The organism is Humidesulfovibrio sp., assembly GCF_030689645.1.
Taxonomy (GTDB): Bacteria; Desulfobacterota; Desulfovibrionia; order Desulfovibrionales; family Desulfovibrionaceae; genus Humidesulfovibrio.
Window position 1 is genome coordinate 14,592 of record NZ_JAUYFU010000058.1, and the last position, 16,399, is coordinate 30,990.

Genomic DNA, 16,399 nt, shown 5'->3' on the forward strand with positions numbered 1-16,399 from the left:
GCGCGCCCCAAGCTCAAGGAGACGACCATGCTTGACCTGAAATTCGTGCAGAAAAACCTGGACGCAGTAAGCCAGGGCCTCAAAAAGCGCTGCAAAACCGAACCCGACGTGGCCGAGTTCGCCCGGCTGGACGAGGCGCGCATCGCCCTCATCCGCGAAGCCGAGGGCCTCAAGGCCGAACGCAACCAGGGCTCGGCGGAAGTCGCCAAGCTCAAGCGTGCGGGCCAGGACGCAAGCGAGCTCATGGCCGCCATGTCCAAAATGGGCGAGCGCATCAAGGAGCTGGACGCCGAGCTGGCCGTCATCGAGGCCAGCGAATCCGACTGGCTGCTCAAGATGCCCAACATCCCGCATGAATCCACGCCCGAAGGCGCGGGCGAGGAAGACAACCCGGTGCTGCGCCACTGGGGCGTTAAGCCTGAACTCTCCTTCCCCCCCAAGGAACACTGGGAGCTTGGCCAGGCGCTCGGCGGGCTGGATTTCGAGCGCGCCGGCAAGATCACCGGCTCGCGCTTCTGCGTCAGCTTCGGCTGGGCCGCAAAGCTGGAGCGCGCCCTGGGCGCCTTCATGCTCGATTGCGCCGCCGAGAACGGCTACACCGAGGTGCTGACGCCCTTCATGGTCAACAAGCAGGCCATGACCGGCACCGGCCAGTTGCCGAAGTTCGAGGAAGACCTCTTCAAGATCGAGGGCCAGGAGTACTACCTCATCCCCACCGCCGAGGTGCCGGTGACCAACCTGCACGCAGGCGAGGTGATGGAGGAGGACCAGCTGCCCACGGCCTACGTCGCCCTCACCCCCTGCTTCCGCTCCGAGGCGGGCAGCTACGGCAAGGACACCAGGGGCCTCATCCGCCAGCACCAGTTCCACAAGGTGGAGCTTGTGCGCTTTTCCCACCCGGAGAAGTCCATGGCTGACCTGGAACTCTTGACCAGCCATGCGGAGATGGTGTTGCAGCGCCTGGGCCTGCACTACCGCGTCATCGCCCTGTGCGGCGGCGACCTGGGCTTCTCGTCCTGCAAGACCTACGACATCGAAGTATGGCTGCCCGGCCAGAACAAGTACCGCGAGATATCGAGCTGCTCCAACTTCCAGGACTTCCAGGCCCGGCGCGCGAACATCCGCTTCAAGGCCAAGGGCGCGAAGAAGAGCGAGTTCCTGCACACCCTGAACGGCTCCGGCCTGGCCGTGGGCCGCGCCCTGGTGGCCGTGCTTGAAAACGGCCAGCAGGCCGATGGCAGCGTCATACTGCCCGAAGCCCTGCGCCCTTACATGGGCGGGCTGGACAGAATAACGATGAAGTAGAAGGAAGCGCCGGGGAGATCCGGCTTCCACCAAGCTGAATGAAAAGGCTGGACCGCTCTGCTCGGTCCGGCCTTTTTTGCGTTTGAACGTGGCATCACAATGGGAATCGTCCTCCCAACCTAGGCTGGCCATGAGAGAGAGCCGCACTGCCGCCATCGCCAACGGAATACCCCATAACCATATGCGCTTCATCAAGACCCAAGGCGCCATGCGGGCTCCAGGGAAGCCCTCTCTCTTTTCAATCTCATCCAAATATTTTTTAGAATAAGTCTAGAACATCTTTCCGGGTGCTGAAAATTCTGCACCGGCAAGGCGTTCCAAACCTTCCTGCATCTGGCTGATGCATCCGCAGGGAGTTTCTTCTGTTCCGCCTCCCACCTCCAGCGCCGCTGCCTTTTTCACAAGGCACAACGCCAACTCAGGTTGGCGCACAGCTTGGCCATTCGAATATTTTATCTAACAAAAACAGAACAATAGAAATCAGAACAAGTGGCCCTCGTCTTGCTTTACCCCAAGCGGTGGGAGGAGAGGGGCAACCCTCTTCAAGGCGGACAGCAGCTTTGCCGCAGGACAGGAAACCAGGCCCGATCCCATGGGCCACAAAGCAAGGCACGGCGCGCCAGGGGTGGCCGCCGCAGAGTCTACATCAAACAGGAGTGGTAAGGAGGTTCACATGGCGGAACAAAAGAGATGGCTGACAGAGGACAAGCTCGCGCTCATCATGGGGCTCTTCCTCTTTCTGCTCGGGGCGCTCAACTTCGCCGGGGTGGATGCCCTGGGCTGGAGCGTCAGGACAAACGTCTGGGTCACTGCGGACAAGATTTTCAAGGCGGCCACGGGAACGTACAAGGACATGCCCGGCCTTGCCGCCCTCGGGCTCACCTATGTGTTCATCACCGCGTTCTTGAGTGTGGGCGTGAAGTTCCTGGGCGGCGACGTGCCGAAGTTCATCAAGTCCTTCACGCTTGTCTTCTTCATCAGCATAACCTGCTACGCCTTAGGGCACTTCGCGCAAATCGCCGCCACCCCGGACAAGGTCGCGAAGCTCGGCATCCCTTGGTCCCTCGGCCTCACGGGCGAGGCGGGCTTCATCATCGCCCTGCTGGCCGGCATCTTCTTCGGCAACGTCACCCCGGGTTTCGCCGACAAGATGAAGGAAGCACTGCGCCCTGAAATGTACATCAAGATCGCCATCGTCATCCTTGGCGCGGAGCTCGGCGTGAAGGCCGTGGACGCCATGGGCCTGGCATCCTCCATCATCTTCCGGGGCCTGTGCGCCATCATCGAAGCCTACCTAATATACTGGGCCCTTGTGTACTACGTCGCGCGCAAGCACTTCAAGTTCAGCCGCGAGTGGGCCGCGCCCCTGGCCTCCGGCATCTCCATCTGCGGCGTTTCCGCATCCATCGCCACAGGCGGCGCCATCCGCGCCCGGCCAGTTGTGCCCATCATGGTCTCTTCGCTGGTGGTCGTGTTCACCTGCATCGAAATGCTCATCCTGCCCTTCCTCGCACAGTGGGGCCTCTCGGGCCATCCCCTGGTGGCCGGCGCCTGGATGGGCCTGGCGGTGAAGAGCGACGGCGGCGCCATCGCCTCCGGCGCCATCACCGACGCGCTGATCCGGGCCAAGGTCTTCGCCGAAACCGGCGTGCAGTACCAGGAAGGCTGGGTCACCATGACCGCCACCACCATCAAGATCTTCATCGACGTGTTCATCGGCATCTGGTCCTTCGTCCTGGCCATCGTGTGGTGCAAGTACATCGACTGCAAGCCCGGCGAGCGCATGAAGTTCAGCGCCGTGCTGGACCGCTTCCCCCGATTCGTCATGGGCTACGTCATCACCTTCCTTGTCATGCTGGCCCTGTGCGCCAGCGGTCCGGAACTGCTGAAGCTCGGCAAGGCCTCCATCGCCGGCACAAACACCTTCCGCGGCCTGTTCTTTCTGCTCACCTTCTTCACCATCGGCCTGGTGTCCAACTTCAAGAAGCTGTGGGCCGAGGGCATAGGCAGACTGGCCGCAGTGTACATGGTCTGCCTGTTCGGCTTCATCATCTGGATCGGCCTGTTCATATCCTGGCTGTTCTTCTACGGCATGAAGCCGCCGGTCATCTAACCAGCCAAAGGCACCAACACAAAGAATAAGCACAAAGGAGCGCGACCATGCAGCTTGATGAAACCAAGATCGCCGAAGAAATGAGCAAGATGGAGTATGAGCCCCTGCTGCCCGTGGAAAAGAAGCTCATCGGCTGGAGCCTGGGCATCGGGGTGTTCTCCCTGGTGTTCCTGTACTGGGTAAGTTCGGTCTTCTTCCCAGCAGCCCACAGTTAGTAAACCGTCGCCCCGCCCGGACTGGACACATATCCCGGTCCGAGCTATTGCCCGCCGCATTGTGGCCCCAGTGCGGCGGGCTCCTCCCGGCTCCCCGAGGCGCATTGGAACGACTGGACAAACGCTTCCGCAAAGGATCTCCATGTCCAAGCATCTCCACGGCAAGATTCAGCACAAGTTCCTTCTGGGGCTTGCAGGCATTTTTCTTCTGCTCGGGGTTGTTTTTCTCTTCTCCCTCAACAGGCACCTGCGCGAAATGCTGCACATAGAAGCCGAGGCCAAGGCTGAGCTGGTGTTCTCGCACCTGTCCTCGGTGCAGGCGTACGTGCGCTCCATCCTGCGGCCAGCCACGCGGCAGTCCCTCCCATCGGAAGAGTTTCTGCTCGAGGCCATGAGCACCTCCTTCGTCACGCGAAAGGTGCTGGTGGACCTGAACACACAGCGCGACCAGTACATTTACCGCCGCGTGTCGCTCTACCCGCGCAACCCGGCCTCCGCCGCCAACGACCTGGAGCGCGAACTCATCCGCTACTTCCAAGAGCGCCCGCAAAGCGGCAGCTACCGAGGATACAAGGTCATCGAGGGCGTGGAGCACTTCGTCATGGCCCGGCCCGTGCTTTTCGAGCAGGAGTGCATGGCCTGCCACGGCAACCCCAAGGACGCGCCTCGAGTGCTCATCGAGCGCTACGGCGCCAAGCGCGGCTTTGGCCGCAAGAACGGCGAACTGGCCGGCCTGGATTTTGTCGGCATGCCTGTGGACAAGAGCGTGAAGCATATTCAGGAATCCATCACGCTGTTCGGAAGCTCATTCTTCGCAGTGGCTGCAGGCGTGTTCATCCTGATCCTCATTTTTTTCAACCGACTGGTGGTGACGAACCTGCGCAGGCTTTCGGCCATCTTCCGTGAGCATTTCACCAGCCCCAAGGACCAGACCATCCTCAACCGGCTGGACGAAGGCGATGAGATCCACTCGCTTCTTGAGGCCTTTGAAGCCTTCGCCACCCACCTGCGCGAGGCGCGCATCCAGTTGGAGGACTACGCCGCCAACCTGGAGGACAAGGTCCGCAGCCGCACGGCGGACCTGAGCATGGAGGCGGCGGAGCACAGGACCGACGTGCAGCTCTTTGTGGAGCTGCTGGGCGACCTGAACCGCAGCCAAGGCCACGCGGATCTCATCGCCAGCGCACTGCCGCGCATCGCCCGCCGCTTCGGCGCCAGCCGTGCCATGTACCTCTGCGCGCCCTCTGGCCGGCAGCACTACGCCTGGCCCGGCCCGGAATGCGAATCCCAGATGCCCGCAGACTGGCAGGACATGGTCAGCTCGGGCGCAATGCGCATGGAGGATGACCGCGTATTCGTGCCGGTCACCACCTCGGATCTCAACCGGGGCCTCATGGGGCTGTTCTGGGAGCAATCCCGGAAGCCCGAACTGACACCGGAGGTGCTCCTCGCCCTGGGGCACCAGCTGGGCATCGCCATCGAGAACCTGGAAGCCATTGACGCGTTGTTGCGCCAAAACAGGCTCCTTGAGCTCATCTTCGAAGGAATATCCGACCCGCTGCTCCTGGTGGACGAAAGCGGGGCCGTGGTGCTGGCCAACTCCTCGGCCCGCGCCTTGGCAGAGGGCATCCGACCAGGCTCGCGCATCCAGACCTGGTTCGCCAGCATCTCCGCACCGGCGGTGCAGGACGGAACCCTGGCCGCGGCAATCTCCGGGCAGACTCCGTCCAGCCTGGAGTTCGAGCTGCCCGGCCCGCGTTCTCTGGCCGTGAGCGTCTATCCCCTGCGCGATGTCGGCGAACTGGGCCGGGCCGTGGTCTACATCCGCGAAACCACCGCAGAGAAGCGGCTTCTGGCGCAGATGCAGCAGAGCGAGAAGCTGGCGGCGCTGGGCAAGCTGGCCGCCGGGCTGGCGCACGAGATCAACAACCCCCTCGGGGTCATTAGCTGCTACGCCCAGCTGCTGCAAAAGAGCCAACAGGGCGTCCAGGCCCAGGACGATCTGGAAGTCATCGTGCGGCACACGAAGAAAGCGCAAATTGTGCTCCAGGATCTCCTGGGCCTGGCGCGGGTCAACAAGCCCGCAACCGGCCCCTGCGACCTGGGGGCCGTGGTGCAGGACCTGGCGCAGATCTTCCGCGTGCAGGTGGACGAGATCGGCGTTGCGCTCACCCTGGATCTGGCCGAGGGCCTGCCCCGCGTCCAGGCCGACTGCTCCGCCCTGGAGCAGATTTTGACAAACCTGCTGGTCAACGCCTTTGATGCGGCTCCATCCGGAACCGGCGTCATCCAGGTGCGCACCGAGGCCGGGCCGGACTCGCCCACTGGCCGCACCGTGCGCCTCGTGGTGGCGGACAACGGGCCGGGCATACCAGCGGAAAACCTGAACCAGATCTTCGACCCTTTCTTCACCACAAAGGAAATAGGAAAGGGCACGGGCCTGGGCCTCACCGTGGTGCACGAGCTCATGCGCGAGCTGGATGGACGGGTGGAGGTGACCGGGCTGCCCGGCGCAACATTCCTCTTGACCTTCCCGGCCCATGCCGGGGAAAATCCGGCGTAAGCCCCAACCCCTTGGAGGATCCACACATGACTGGAGCGCACATATGACGGGACTCGCCGCGACCGGCAGCGGAGCGGCGCTGATTGTGGACGACCAGCGCGATTTCGCCGTCGGCCTTTCGCGCCTGCTTGCGGGCCTGTTCCCGGACTGGACCTTCGAGGTTCGCGAATCCGGCGGCGAGGCCCTGCAGGAGCTGGACCGCGGCGAATACTCCCTGCTCGTCACCGACCTGCGCATGCCGGGCCTTTCGGGCCAGAACCTGCTCACCGCCGCCCTGGCCCGCAACCCCTCGCTCACGGTCATCATGCTCACGGCCTTCGGCTCGGTTGAAACGGCCGTGGCCGCCCTGAAGGAAGGCGCCTACGATTTCCTCACCAAGCCCATCGACCAGGACCACCTGTTCCGCATCGTTGGCAAGGCCATGGAGCGCAGCCAGCTGCTGGCCGAAAACATGCGCCTGCGCGAAAAGGCGGCGGACAGCGAGCTCGGGCCCATGCTCATCGGCGAAAGCCCGGCCATGCGCCGCCTGCACAAGTCCATCGTGGCCGTGGCCGCCTCGGACTACACGGTGCTCATCCGGGGCGAATCCGGCACAGGCAAGGAGCTCGTGTCCCGGTCCATCCAGGCTTTGGGCCACCGGGCCAACGCGCCCTTCGTCACCGTGAACTGCCCGGCCATCCCGGACGCCCTCCTGGAAAGCGAACTTTTCGGGCACGCCAAAGGCGCCTTCACCGGCGCGGACAAGAGCCGCAAGGGCCTGTTTATGGCCGTCAACCGCGGCACAATCCTGCTGGATGAGATCGGGGACATTCCGGCCAACGTGCAGACCAAGCTCCTGCGCGTCATCCAGGAGGGCGAGGTGCGGCCCGTGGGCACAAACGACGCCGCCAAGGTCAACGTGCGCATCCTGGCCTCCACCAACCAGAACCTGGAAGCCAAGATCGCCGACCAGACCTTCCGCGAGGACCTGTACTTCCGGCTCAACGTGCTCGCCATCCACGTGCCCCCCTTAAGCGAGCGCACGGAGGACATTCCGCGCATCGCCAGCCACTTCCTGCTCACGGTCTGCCGCGAGCTGGGCGTGCCCCAGAAGGAGCTGTCCAACGAGGCCCTCAGCTATCTTTCCTGCCGCAGCTGGCCGGGCAACGTGCGCGAACTCCTGAACCTGGTGCGCAGGCTGGCCGTGTTCTGCCCTGGGGAGCGCATAGAGGCCGCCCACGTGCGCCAGGCCGAGTCCGGCGCCAGCCTCCCGCAGTACTGTGAGAGCTTCTCGCCCTACAAGGAAACCAAGCAGCTTGTGGTGGACGAATTCACCCGCGGCTACGTGCACCGCCTGCTAGAGCACACCCAGGGGAACATCTCCGAGGCCGCGCGCATCAGCGGCGTGGAGCGGTTTTCACTTCAGAAGATTTTGAAGCGCATCAGCATCAACACCGGTGACTACCGCAAGGGCTAGAAGCAGGGAGACAGTAATGGAAGCAACATTTGCAACCACGGACGAGGCGGCCATGGAGCGTGAAACGCTGTTGAGCAGGATCGTGGACTCCCTGCGCGAGGACGAGCGCCCGGCCTTGCGGGAGCGCATCAGTGCGGCGCTGGCCGAGCAGGACAACGACGCGGGAGAACTGCGCTTCCTGAAGGACCTGGACATCTTCATGAGCCTGCCCGGGCCGGCCTTCATGTACTCGCGCGGCATTGCCGAAACCCTGCGCGTGGGCGAGGACATCTTCGAACTGGCCTACGTGCTGCGGCGCGCCCAGGCGTAAACCCTGCCAGGACGAATAAGGAACGGGGAGGCGCAGCGTGTTGCGCCTCCCCGTTTGCATTGGCGCCCCGTGGCTGGGCGCGGCTGCAAAAATATAAGGAGGTCAGGGCAGTGCGGCTCGCGGCCCTCACCTTTTCTTCAACCCAGGGGCTCACGGGGCGGAGAAGGCCGTTTCCAGCCAGGCATAACGCCGCACGCCTCTTCGACATGCCGGGACTCCAGCCGGGAAGCGCCGAGAAATGCGGCGCCAAACGCCAAGATCGGGCCCCCAGAGCACGAATCATGCTTCACGAACATCATCCGCCTTGCGCTGCGGGCATGCCAGGCAGGGTGCGGGCCAGCGCCGGTCGCCCAACAGAGTCTTGGGCGAAAAGAGCGTCCTGAAGCGTATATATTCCGGAGCGTTCCATATTCTTGTCAGCGAGGTTTGGCGGATATCTCCGAACGCCAGCGAAGCGGTGGCCCGGGCCTCCCCTGTGCCCGCCAGAACATCGGCGCAGAAAACACAGGGCGCCACATGCCCCTCAACCCCGACCACGCAGGCGGCGCCGGGATTTTCCGTGCACCCGCACCCAGCCGACTCCCGAAGGCACGAGGCCCAAAAGACATCCACCCCCAAGCCCTGGCTGCGAGCCTGGATTCGGCTGTAGGCTGCCTCCCGCAAGGCGAGGGCCTTGCGTTCACGGTCATGGGTTCTGCCCGGCACTTCAGGGGTCAAGGCAGGGGACGGCTCGCTGATCATGACCTTGCTGATCCCCATTGCCGCGGCGAGCTCCGGCAGTATGGCAAGATCCTCCAACGAATCGGAAACATTCAGATAGGCCAGATGCACCTCGGGCCGCTGGCGTCCCATTTGCGTCTTCATCTCGGCCAACTGCCCCATCTTGGCAACCAACTGCGCCATGCTGGTCCCGGAACGCATGGCATCGTTGGTTTCAGGCCGCACGCCCGCAAGGCTGACGCCGATGACGTCCACCTCCAGCTCCACGAGGCGCTTCATGCTGTCCGCATCCAACATGTTGCCGTTTGTGGTGGTGCTCACCATCAGCCCCTTCTCCTTGCACCAGCTCACCATGTCGAAAAAATGAGGATGCAACAACGGCTCTCCCCAACCCTGCAGATGTATCTGCTTGGTGCGGCCAAGAAAGCGGAGCAGTGAGCGGAAAAGCGCCACTGGCATGTCCTGGCTGGACCAGCGCTCTCCGAGCGCGGTTCTGGGGCAATAGCAGCAAAGGGCGTTGCAGCGCGTGGTGATTTCTACCTGGACCCAGTCCAGTTCCGGCGCCCCCAGTCGAGACAGCACCAGTTCCTGCCAACCCCAGTTCATTCAGTCTCCTTTCGCCAGACAGGCGTTTCCGGCGGTGAAGCTTTTGAAACCTGTGGATACTCTCGAAGCAATCCTGCCCTCAAATCTCGCAAAGGCGGACAGGGTGCCCGCGCATGGCGAGTGCGCGCAGAATGTTGGTGACGCCCGCACAGTCGTCGGCATGTCACCTGGCCCAGGAAATGGTGGGGAGGGACGTGCGGCCCCTCCCCTTTCTTCATCCCAGGAGCATGGGTGTCTGAAGAAAATTCCAATACCCTCGCCTACGCGTCATTCTTCGGATGCGGATGCGGGGAGGGCAATCTGGAACGCCCTCCCCTTTTCTTCACCCCAAGGAGCAAGGGTCCCATGAAGAAATTCGCGCGAGGCCCCCATGTCCGCCCCCCCCCTGCATGAGGGGCGGACATTAGGGGCGGGGAGGGCGGGCATCGTTCGCCCTCCCCGTCTTCATGCTCCATGGAGGCGCGAGGCGCATGAAGAAAATTCTGGTCAACACGCGCCCTCCGCCCATCGTCGGCCTGGCGGGGTGCGGGGAGGGCGCCCCTCGGCACCCTCCCTCCTGAGGTTGGCAGAGGCTCGTGTCAGCACAAAAAATACTCCGCTACGGATGGTTGCGAAATTTATCCTGATTGTGAACGCTGCCGCCGTGGCAGGGCGCGCAGTCCATACGGCCCTTGAGCACGGGCGAGGCCTTGCCCTTGGCGTGGCAGGGCAGGCAGCCCTCCTCGCTCATGGACTTGAGGCGCGGCGCGAATCCGTTGTCCACCTTGGCGTTCAGGATCTCAATGGCCTTAATGGCCACGTCGGCGGTGATGCGCGAGCAGCGCTCCTGGCGCTGAGCGCTGGCCGCGTCGGTACCTGTGGCGTAGCACCAGGCGGAGACGGAAATATGGCAGAGCACCGAGCCGCAGGCGTGGGCAGGCAGCGTTCCGGCCACGCCCAGCGCGTTCTGGCCAGGATCAAATATGGGGAACGCCGTCTGCTCATACCAACGGAACAGCTCAGTCACCATGGGATCGCGCTCCTTGCGGCCCCAAAACAGGGCGAAGGCGCTGGCAGCGCCCAAGAGCGCGCCGCAAATGGTGCCCCACTCGGAAATTCCGCTCTTGCCCACCTCCATCATGGTGAAGGGAAACTGGTTGTATGGCGCGCCGTGCTTGCGGCCCATGCTGCCGATGATGGATTCGAAAACGCCGTAGCAGCAGCCCAAACCATCGCGCCAGTAGCCCGCATAGGCCAGGGGTGCGCATTCGACCGCATCCAGTCTGCGCGGAATCCAGGCCGCAGGTATCGCCTTCTCCATCAGAGGCCTTTTCGCCGCCAGCCCCTCACCCGGCTTCGCCGCCACGCCGCCAATACCGACCAGAAGTCCTCCCAGCGCAGCTCCGCCCAGCCAGCCCAATACATCTCGCCTGCTCGCTTGCGTCATGTTCCCCCACCTCTTTGGTCTGTCTCGTACTCGCGGACCACGCCGCGTGACTGCCATAAAGCAAGGTCCGTGCCGCGTGCCGCAAAGACTCAAGGCTTTGATTTGTTGGTATTTAATTTTCCGGTGAGGCAGCATGATCGCCACCAGAAAGAGGCAGACCGCATGCATTGGGAGGCAGGGTCAGATAATTGCGGGGTTCCAAAAAGAAAACGGCCGGGCCGGATGCTATCCGGTCCGGCCGCAGTGTTACGTCATATGGAATGAGTTTGATGAGACGGAGAGCGAGGCCTTCTGGCAATGCCCATACGGCTCAGGCATGCGCCTGCCCGAGGGCGTCCCAGTCAGGAGCAAATCCTAGGCCAGGGCGACCAGGTCATAGCTTTGCGCCTGTTCGATGTCGGCCATGACCATCTTGCCCGGCTTGACCTTGGGGCCGCTGACGTAGGTCACGCCGTCCACCTCCGGGGCCTGGAACCACACGCGGCCCGTGTGAAGTCCTGGCCACTCGGGGCTCGGCTCCTCCACCAGCACTTCCTGCCGGGTGCCGATGAGCCCCTCCAGGCGCTCGCGGCTGATTTGCTCCTGCACCTTCATGAGGGCGTTGCGCCGACGGGTCTTGACGCCTTGCGCCACCTGCCCGGGCAGGTCCGCAGCCTTGGTGCCCTCCTCCTGGTGAAAGGGGAACACGCCCATGTTGGTGAAGCGGGTGTGCTCGATGAACTGCTTGAGCGCCTTGTAGTGCTTGTCCGTCTCGCCGGGGTAGCCCACGATGAAGCTGGTGCGCAGGGCCGCTTCCGGGAAGTGCTTGCGCACGCGGTCGATGACCAGCGAGGGGTCCTGGGCGAAGGGCCGTCCCATGGCCGAGAGGATCTCCGGGTGGGCGTGCTGCAGGGGGATGTCGAAATAGGGCAGAAGGGGCCGCCCCAGCCCGGCCAGATGCTTCAGGAGGCCATCTGTGAGTCCGGCGGGGTACAGGTACATGAGGCGCAGCCACTTGAGCCCCTTGATGGGCATGAGCCTGTCCAGCAGGTGCTTGAGCCCGTCCTTCATGTCCAGGTCGCGGCCATAGGAGGTCACGTCCTGGCCCACCAGCACCAGTTCCGGCACGCCACCCTGCTCCACCAGGAGACGAGCCTCGCGCTCCAGTTCGTCCAGCGTGCGGCTCACGTGCTTCCCGCGGATGCTGGGGATGGTGCAAAAGGCGCACTTGTGCGAGCAGCCCTCGCTAATCTTGAGATAGGCGTAGCCCGGCGCTGTGCTCAAGCGGCGCGGGCCCATGGCGTCGAGATTCTTCTTGCCCAGGGCCGCGCCCACAAGCTGCGGCCAGTTGCCCAGTTCGCGGGTGGAGAGCCAGAGGTCCACCTCGGGCAAATCTGCGGAAAGGTCTTCCGCCCCGTAGCGGCTGACCATGCATCCGGTGACGGCGATGACCGGCCTGGGGCTTGCGGCTTCGGCCTCGCGGATGACGCCGAGGATTGTGTCCACGCTCTCCTCCACCGCCGGGCGGATGAAGCCGCAGGTGTTCACCAGCACGAGGTCGGCCTCGGACGCGCTGTCCGCCGGGACCAGCCCGTTGCCCAGCACGCCGAGCATGCGTTCGGTATCCACGCGGTTTTTGGGGCAGCCCAGGCTGATGGTATGGACGCGGATCGGGGACATGTGGCTCTCCTCGTTGGCAGTAGGGGATTTACGGGAGGAATGTTGCGCTTTGGCCGGACTCGTGTAGGATGTCAAGCCAGAGCATCCTTTCGAGTTATAAGGATCGCGCGTCGCCCCCGGACGCGAAAGGAGGCCCGCGCATGGTTGATTCCTTGCGGGCGGACAAGCAATACCGCATCGGACTCGTCGGCGACAAGTCGTCGCTGGTGCCTTTCTGGGAACTTTTCGCATCCCTGGGGAACGAACGCGTCCTTGCCCAGTTGGGCATCAAGGCCATGGCCCTGCACGACGAAGCCCCGCCAGGCAGCGACTTCGCCAACACCCTGGGGCTGCCGGTCCATCCCGGCTGGCGCCAGATGCTTGAAAGCCACCCGGACCTGAACCTCGTCATAGAAACCACGGGCAGAGAAGCCGTCATAAGCCAGCTGCGCAAGGGCCTGCCCCTGTCCATAACCCTGGTGGAGCGCGGCGCGGCCAGTTTTTTCCTGCGGCTTTTGTCCTCGGACCAGATGTGGGTGGCCTGCAAGATCGACCTGCTGCACACCCAGACCCTGCTTAAAGGCATCATCGACCAGCTCAAGGAAGAAATCGTCCTGGCGGACGGAGACGGCCTGGTGCTTGACTGCAACAAGGCGGCGCTGGAATCCCAGGGCCTGCCCAAAAGCGACATCGTGGGCAAGCCGCTGCGAAATTTTTTCCGCGTGCCAGAGGGGTTGAACGGAAACTTCGTGGGCCTGCCCCCCCTTGAGCACGCCCTGGCCACCGGCGAAGCCATGGAGGCCACACTGGCCCACGTGGACGCCGAAGGGCTGTTGCACTACACCCGCGAATACGTCAATCCCATCCAGGGCGAGGCGGGCCAGCGCACAAGCTATTTGTGCATCCGCCGCGACATAACCAGCCGCACCCAGATGGAGCAGCGCCTTCAGCAGTCCGAACGACTGGCCTCCATAGGCGAGATGAGCACCTACATCGCCCACGAGATACGAAATCCGCTTTTCGCCATCGGCGGCTTCGCCAACCAGCTCCTGCGCACGGTGGGCGAGCCCGCCGCCCGCGAGAAGATCGAAATCATCATCGAGGAATCCAAGCGCCTGGACAGCATTCTCAAAAGCATCCTCACCTTCGCCAAGCCAGTGGAGTCCAACGGCCTGTCCGACCTGAACCAGATCGTGCGCGACACCATGGAGCTCATGGGCATGGCCTGCGAGAACCTGAGCATCACCCCGGTGCTGGTCCTCACCGACGAGCTGCCCCTGGTCAAGGCCGACGCCGAGCTCATCAAGCAGTGCCTCATCAACCTCGTGAAAAACTCTCTGGAGGCCATGCCCACAGGCGGCACCCTGTCCGTGCGCACAAGCCTCCACGCCGCCCGCGTGATCCTGGAAGTGGATGATACGGGCCAGGGCATCGCCCCGGACATCCGCGACAAGGTCTTCAGCCCATTCTTCAGCACCAAGGGCCGCGGCACGGGTCTGGGCCTCGCCATGATAAAGAAGATTCTGGATGACCTGGGCGGCACGGTGGAACTGTCCAGCGTTCCCGGAGAAGGCACCCGCGTAGCCCTGCACCTGCCCCCGCAACTGGCGGTTGCGAAACAGGAGGCGGACAGGTAGAGTCCATCCATGAGCCAAGCCAAAGAACCCCTGAAAAAAGTACTCGTCCTGGCCACCCGCAACGCGGGCAAGATCAAGGAACTGGAAGCCCTGCTGGCCGGACTCGGCTTCAGCGTGCTGGGCTTGGGCGATTTCCCGCACATCGGGGAGATTGAGGAAACCGGAACCACCTTTGCCGAGAACGCGGCCCTCAAGGCGCGCACCGTGGCCCAGGCCACCGGCCTTGTGGCCCTGGCCGACGACTCCGGCCTTGAGGTGGACGCCCTCTCCGGCGCTCCCGGCGTCTACTCCGCCCGCTACTCCGACCCCGACGCCACAGACGAGAAGAACAACCTGAAGCTTCTGGACGCCCTGAAGGACGTGGCGGAAGCCAAACGCGGCTGCCGCTTCATAAGCCTCGTGGCTGCCATCGCCCCCAACGGCGCGGAACTGCTGGCCGAAGGCCGCTGGGAAGGCCGGGTGCTGCCGTCCCCGCGCGGCGCTGGCGGATTCGGCTACGATCCCCTTTTCCTGGACCAGAACCTGGGCCAAAGCGCGGCGGAGCTCTCCCCTGCGGAGAAGAACGCCCGTTCCCACCGGGGGCGCGCACTGCGCGCGCTGCTTGAGAACTGGCCCGATTTCTGGGCACGCGCCTCGCGCTGATACGAATCCCCTTCTGCCAACGGAGTATCCCCATGTGCGGAATCATCGGCTACTGCGGACATCGGCCCGCCGTCCCCCTCGTTGTGGAAGGCCTGCGCCGTCTTGAATATCGCGGCTACGACTCGGCCGGCGTAAGCTACGTCCAGGGCGGGCGGCTTTCGGTCATCCGGGCCGACGGCAAGCTGGCGAACCTGGAAAAAAAGCTGGAAAGCCAGCATGTTTTTTCGGCCACCACGGGCATGGGCCACACCCGCTGGGCCACCCACGGCCCCCCGGTGGAAAAGAACGCCCACCCGCACCTGGACCACTCGGGCAAGCTCGCCATCATCCACAACGGCATCATCGAGAACTACCAGGAGATCAAGGCCGAGCTTGCGGTCAAAGGCGTCATCTTCCGCTCCGACACGGACTCGGAAGTGCTGGTGAACCTCATCGCCGACTGCCTTGAGGCCGCCGGCGGCGACGTGACCCGCGCCATCTCCAAAGCCCTTGCCCGCGTGGAGGGCGCCTACGCCATCGTGGTCATGAGCGCCGACCACCCCGGCACCCTGTGGGCCACCCGCGTGGCCAGCCCGCTGGTCATGGGCATCGGCACCGGCGAAAACTTCTTCGGCTCAGACATCCCGGCCTTTTTGCCCTACACCCGCGACGTGGTGTTTCTGGAGGACGGCGAACTGGTCAAGATCACGGCCAGCACCTGGGAGGTCATGGAGACCGCCACGCTGAAGCCCGTGGACAAGAAGGTCAGCCACATCAACTGGGACGTGCAGGCCGCCGAGAAAGGCGGGTACAAGCACTTCATGCTCAAGGAAATCTTCGAGCAGCCCAAGGTCATCCGCGACTGCATGCTGGGCCGCATCGACCAGCTGACCGGCCAGGTGCGCCTGCCGGAGCTGGACGCGCTCCCCGTGCCCGAGCGCCTGCACATCGTTGCCTGCGGCACCAGCTACCACGCCGGGCTGTGGGGCATGTACCTGCTGGAGAAATACGCGGGCATCCCGGTGCAGGTGGAGATAGCCTCCGAGTTCCGCTACCGCGAGCCCATCCTGCCGAAAAACGGCGTGGTGCTGGCCATCAGCCAAAGCGGCGAGACCATGGACACCATGGCCGGCATCAAGCTGGCCAAAGGCCGCGGCCTGCCGGTCATCGGCCTGTGCAACGTGGTGGGCTCCAGCATCTCCCGCGAGGCCGACTACGTGGTCTACAGCCAGGCAGGACCGGAAATCAGCGTGGCCTCCACCAAGGCCATGTGCAGCCAGCTGGCCGCCCTGCTGCTTCTGACCCTCTACTGGGGGCGGCGGGCCGGGAACATGACCGAAGACGCCTGCGCACAGATGGTGCGCGAGATGCAGGCCATGCCGCAGGTTCTGGAAACCGCCCTGCCCGGCCTTCGCACCACTGCCCAGCGCCTGTCGCGCCATTACTCCGAGGCCACGAGCTTCCTGTACCTGGGCCGCGGCCCAAGCTTCCCCCTGGCCCTGGAAGGCGCGCTAAAACTCAAGGAAATAAGCTACATTCATGCCGAGGGCTACGCCGCAGGCGAGATGAAGCACGGTCCCATCGCCCTCATCGACCCGCACTTCCCCACCTTCGCCATGGCGCTGGACGACGAGTTCTTCCCCAAGGTGAAGTCCAATCTGGTGGAGGTGCAGGCGCGCGCTGGCGAGATCATCGCCCTCACCAACGAGGGGCTGGACCTGGCCGTGGAGCACCCCTGGACCCTGCCCAGGGCAGCCGGACCGCTGGCGGCCTTTGTCATTCTGCCCGC

General features: G+C 63.8%; 12 protein-coding genes. 9 read left to right on the top strand and 3 right to left on the bottom strand.

The window, feature by feature from the left end; translation table 11 throughout:
• Nucleotides 1-27 precede the first annotated feature (27 nt).
• The 6 genes from serS (at nucleotide 28) to Q8O35_RS08960 (ending at nucleotide 7,962) form a co-directional block, all read left to right on the top strand.
• On the top strand, nucleotides 28-1,305 hold the full coding sequence (gene serS / locus Q8O35_RS08935; protein ID WP_305572387.1) for a serine--tRNA ligase: 1,278 nt from the start codon (nucleotides 28-30) through the stop codon (nucleotides 1,303-1,305).
• Between the two features lie 673 nt (nucleotides 1,306-1,978).
• Complete coding sequence (locus Q8O35_RS08940) at nucleotides 1,979-3,418, top strand: putative sulfate exporter family transporter (protein WP_305572389.1); 1,440 nt, start codon at nucleotides 1,979-1,981, stop codon at nucleotides 3,416-3,418.
• Nucleotides 3,419-3,465: 47 nt separating this feature from the next.
• A complete protein-coding gene (locus Q8O35_RS08945; RefSeq protein ID WP_305572391.1) occupies nucleotides 3,466-3,633 on the top strand; it encodes a hypothetical protein in 168 nt (55 codons plus the stop codon).
• A 142-nt stretch (nucleotides 3,634-3,775) separates the two neighbouring features.
• A complete protein-coding gene (locus tag Q8O35_RS08950) occupies nucleotides 3,776-6,196 on the top strand; it encodes a DUF3365 domain-containing protein (protein ID WP_305572393.1) in 2,421 nt (806 codons plus the stop codon).
• Nucleotides 6,197-6,239: 43 nt separating this feature from the next.
• The gene (locus Q8O35_RS08955; RefSeq protein WP_305572395.1) at nucleotides 6,240-7,652 is read left to right on the top strand and encodes a sigma-54 dependent transcriptional regulator; all 1,413 of its coding nucleotides are present in this window, start codon (nucleotides 6,240-6,242) and stop codon (nucleotides 7,650-7,652) included.
• 16 nt (nucleotides 7,653-7,668) lie between these two features.
• The gene (locus tag Q8O35_RS08960) at nucleotides 7,669-7,962 is read left to right on the top strand and encodes a hypothetical protein (RefSeq protein ID WP_305572397.1); all 294 of its coding nucleotides are present in this window, start codon (nucleotides 7,669-7,671) and stop codon (nucleotides 7,960-7,962) included.
• A gap of 279 nt (nucleotides 7,963-8,241) precedes the next feature.
• Here the strand turns inward: Q8O35_RS08960 and Q8O35_RS08965 are convergent, their stop codons facing one another.
• From Q8O35_RS08965 to rimO, 3 genes are all read right to left on the bottom strand, one after another.
• Nucleotides 8,242-9,288: a radical SAM protein gene (locus tag Q8O35_RS08965; protein WP_305572399.1), complete on the bottom strand. Its 1,047-nt coding sequence runs from the start codon at nucleotides 9,286-9,288 to the stop codon at nucleotides 8,242-8,244.
• 598 nt (nucleotides 9,289-9,886) lie between these two features.
• Entirely contained in the window at nucleotides 9,887-10,714 is an 828-nt protein-coding gene (locus Q8O35_RS08970) for a C-GCAxxG-C-C family protein (RefSeq protein ID WP_305572401.1), read from the bottom strand.
• A gap of 354 nt (nucleotides 10,715-11,068) precedes the next feature.
• Complete coding sequence (rimO, locus tag Q8O35_RS08975; RefSeq protein ID WP_305572403.1) at nucleotides 11,069-12,373, bottom strand: 30S ribosomal protein S12 methylthiotransferase RimO; 1,305 nt, start codon at nucleotides 12,371-12,373, stop codon at nucleotides 11,069-11,071.
• 140 nt (nucleotides 12,374-12,513) lie between these two features.
• Here rimO and Q8O35_RS08980 point away from each other — a divergent pair, with 140 nt between their 5' ends.
• From Q8O35_RS08980 to glmS, 3 genes are all read left to right on the top strand, one after another.
• The gene (locus tag Q8O35_RS08980) at nucleotides 12,514-13,989 is read left to right on the top strand and encodes a nitrogen regulation protein NR(II) (RefSeq protein WP_305572405.1); all 1,476 of its coding nucleotides are present in this window, start codon (nucleotides 12,514-12,516) and stop codon (nucleotides 13,987-13,989) included.
• A gap of 9 nt (nucleotides 13,990-13,998) precedes the next feature.
• On the top strand, nucleotides 13,999-14,631 hold the full coding sequence (rdgB, locus tag Q8O35_RS08985; protein WP_305572408.1) for an RdgB/HAM1 family non-canonical purine NTP pyrophosphatase: 633 nt from the start codon (nucleotides 13,999-14,001) through the stop codon (nucleotides 14,629-14,631).
• Nucleotides 14,632-14,663: 32 nt separating this feature from the next.
• Nucleotides 14,664-16,399, top strand: a 1,736-nt coding sequence (gene glmS / locus Q8O35_RS08990; RefSeq protein WP_305572410.1) for a glutamine--fructose-6-phosphate transaminase (isomerizing), incomplete at its 3' end; no start/stop codon positions are given.

What these genes read in the sequence shown, in the direction of transcription:
- Q8O35_RS08965 (WP_305572399.1), bottom strand. Translation starts at nt 9,288, where the DNA reads ATGAACTGGGGTTGGCAGGAACTGGTGCTGTCTCGACTGGGGGCGCCG.
- Q8O35_RS08950 (WP_305572393.1), top strand. Translation starts at nt 3,776, where the DNA reads ATGTCCAAGCATCTCCACGGCAAGATTCAGCACAAGTTCCTTCTGGGG.
- rdgB (WP_305572408.1), top strand. Translation starts at nt 13,999, where the DNA reads ATGAGCCAAGCCAAAGAACCCCTGAAAAAAGTACTCGTCCTGGCCACC.
- Q8O35_RS08940 (WP_305572389.1), top strand. Translation starts at nt 1,979, where the DNA reads ATGGCGGAACAAAAGAGATGGCTGACAGAGGACAAGCTCGCGCTCATC.
- Q8O35_RS08980 (WP_305572405.1), top strand. Translation starts at nt 12,514, where the DNA reads ATGGTTGATTCCTTGCGGGCGGACAAGCAATACCGCATCGGACTCGTC.
- Q8O35_RS08955 (WP_305572395.1), top strand. Translation starts at nt 6,240, where the DNA reads ATGACGGGACTCGCCGCGACCGGCAGCGGAGCGGCGCTGATTGTGGAC.
- serS (WP_305572387.1), top strand. Translation starts at nt 28, where the DNA reads ATGCTTGACCTGAAATTCGTGCAGAAAAACCTGGACGCAGTAAGCCAG.
- Q8O35_RS08970 (WP_305572401.1), bottom strand. Translation starts at nt 10,714, where the DNA reads ATGACGCAAGCGAGCAGGCGAGATGTATTGGGCTGGCTGGGCGGAGCT.
- rimO (WP_305572403.1), bottom strand. Translation starts at nt 12,373, where the DNA reads ATGTCCCCGATCCGCGTCCATACCATCAGCCTGGGCTGCCCCAAAAAC.
- Q8O35_RS08945 (WP_305572391.1), top strand. Translation starts at nt 3,466, where the DNA reads ATGCAGCTTGATGAAACCAAGATCGCCGAAGAAATGAGCAAGATGGAG.
- Q8O35_RS08960 (WP_305572397.1), top strand. Translation starts at nt 7,669, where the DNA reads ATGGAAGCAACATTTGCAACCACGGACGAGGCGGCCATGGAGCGTGAA.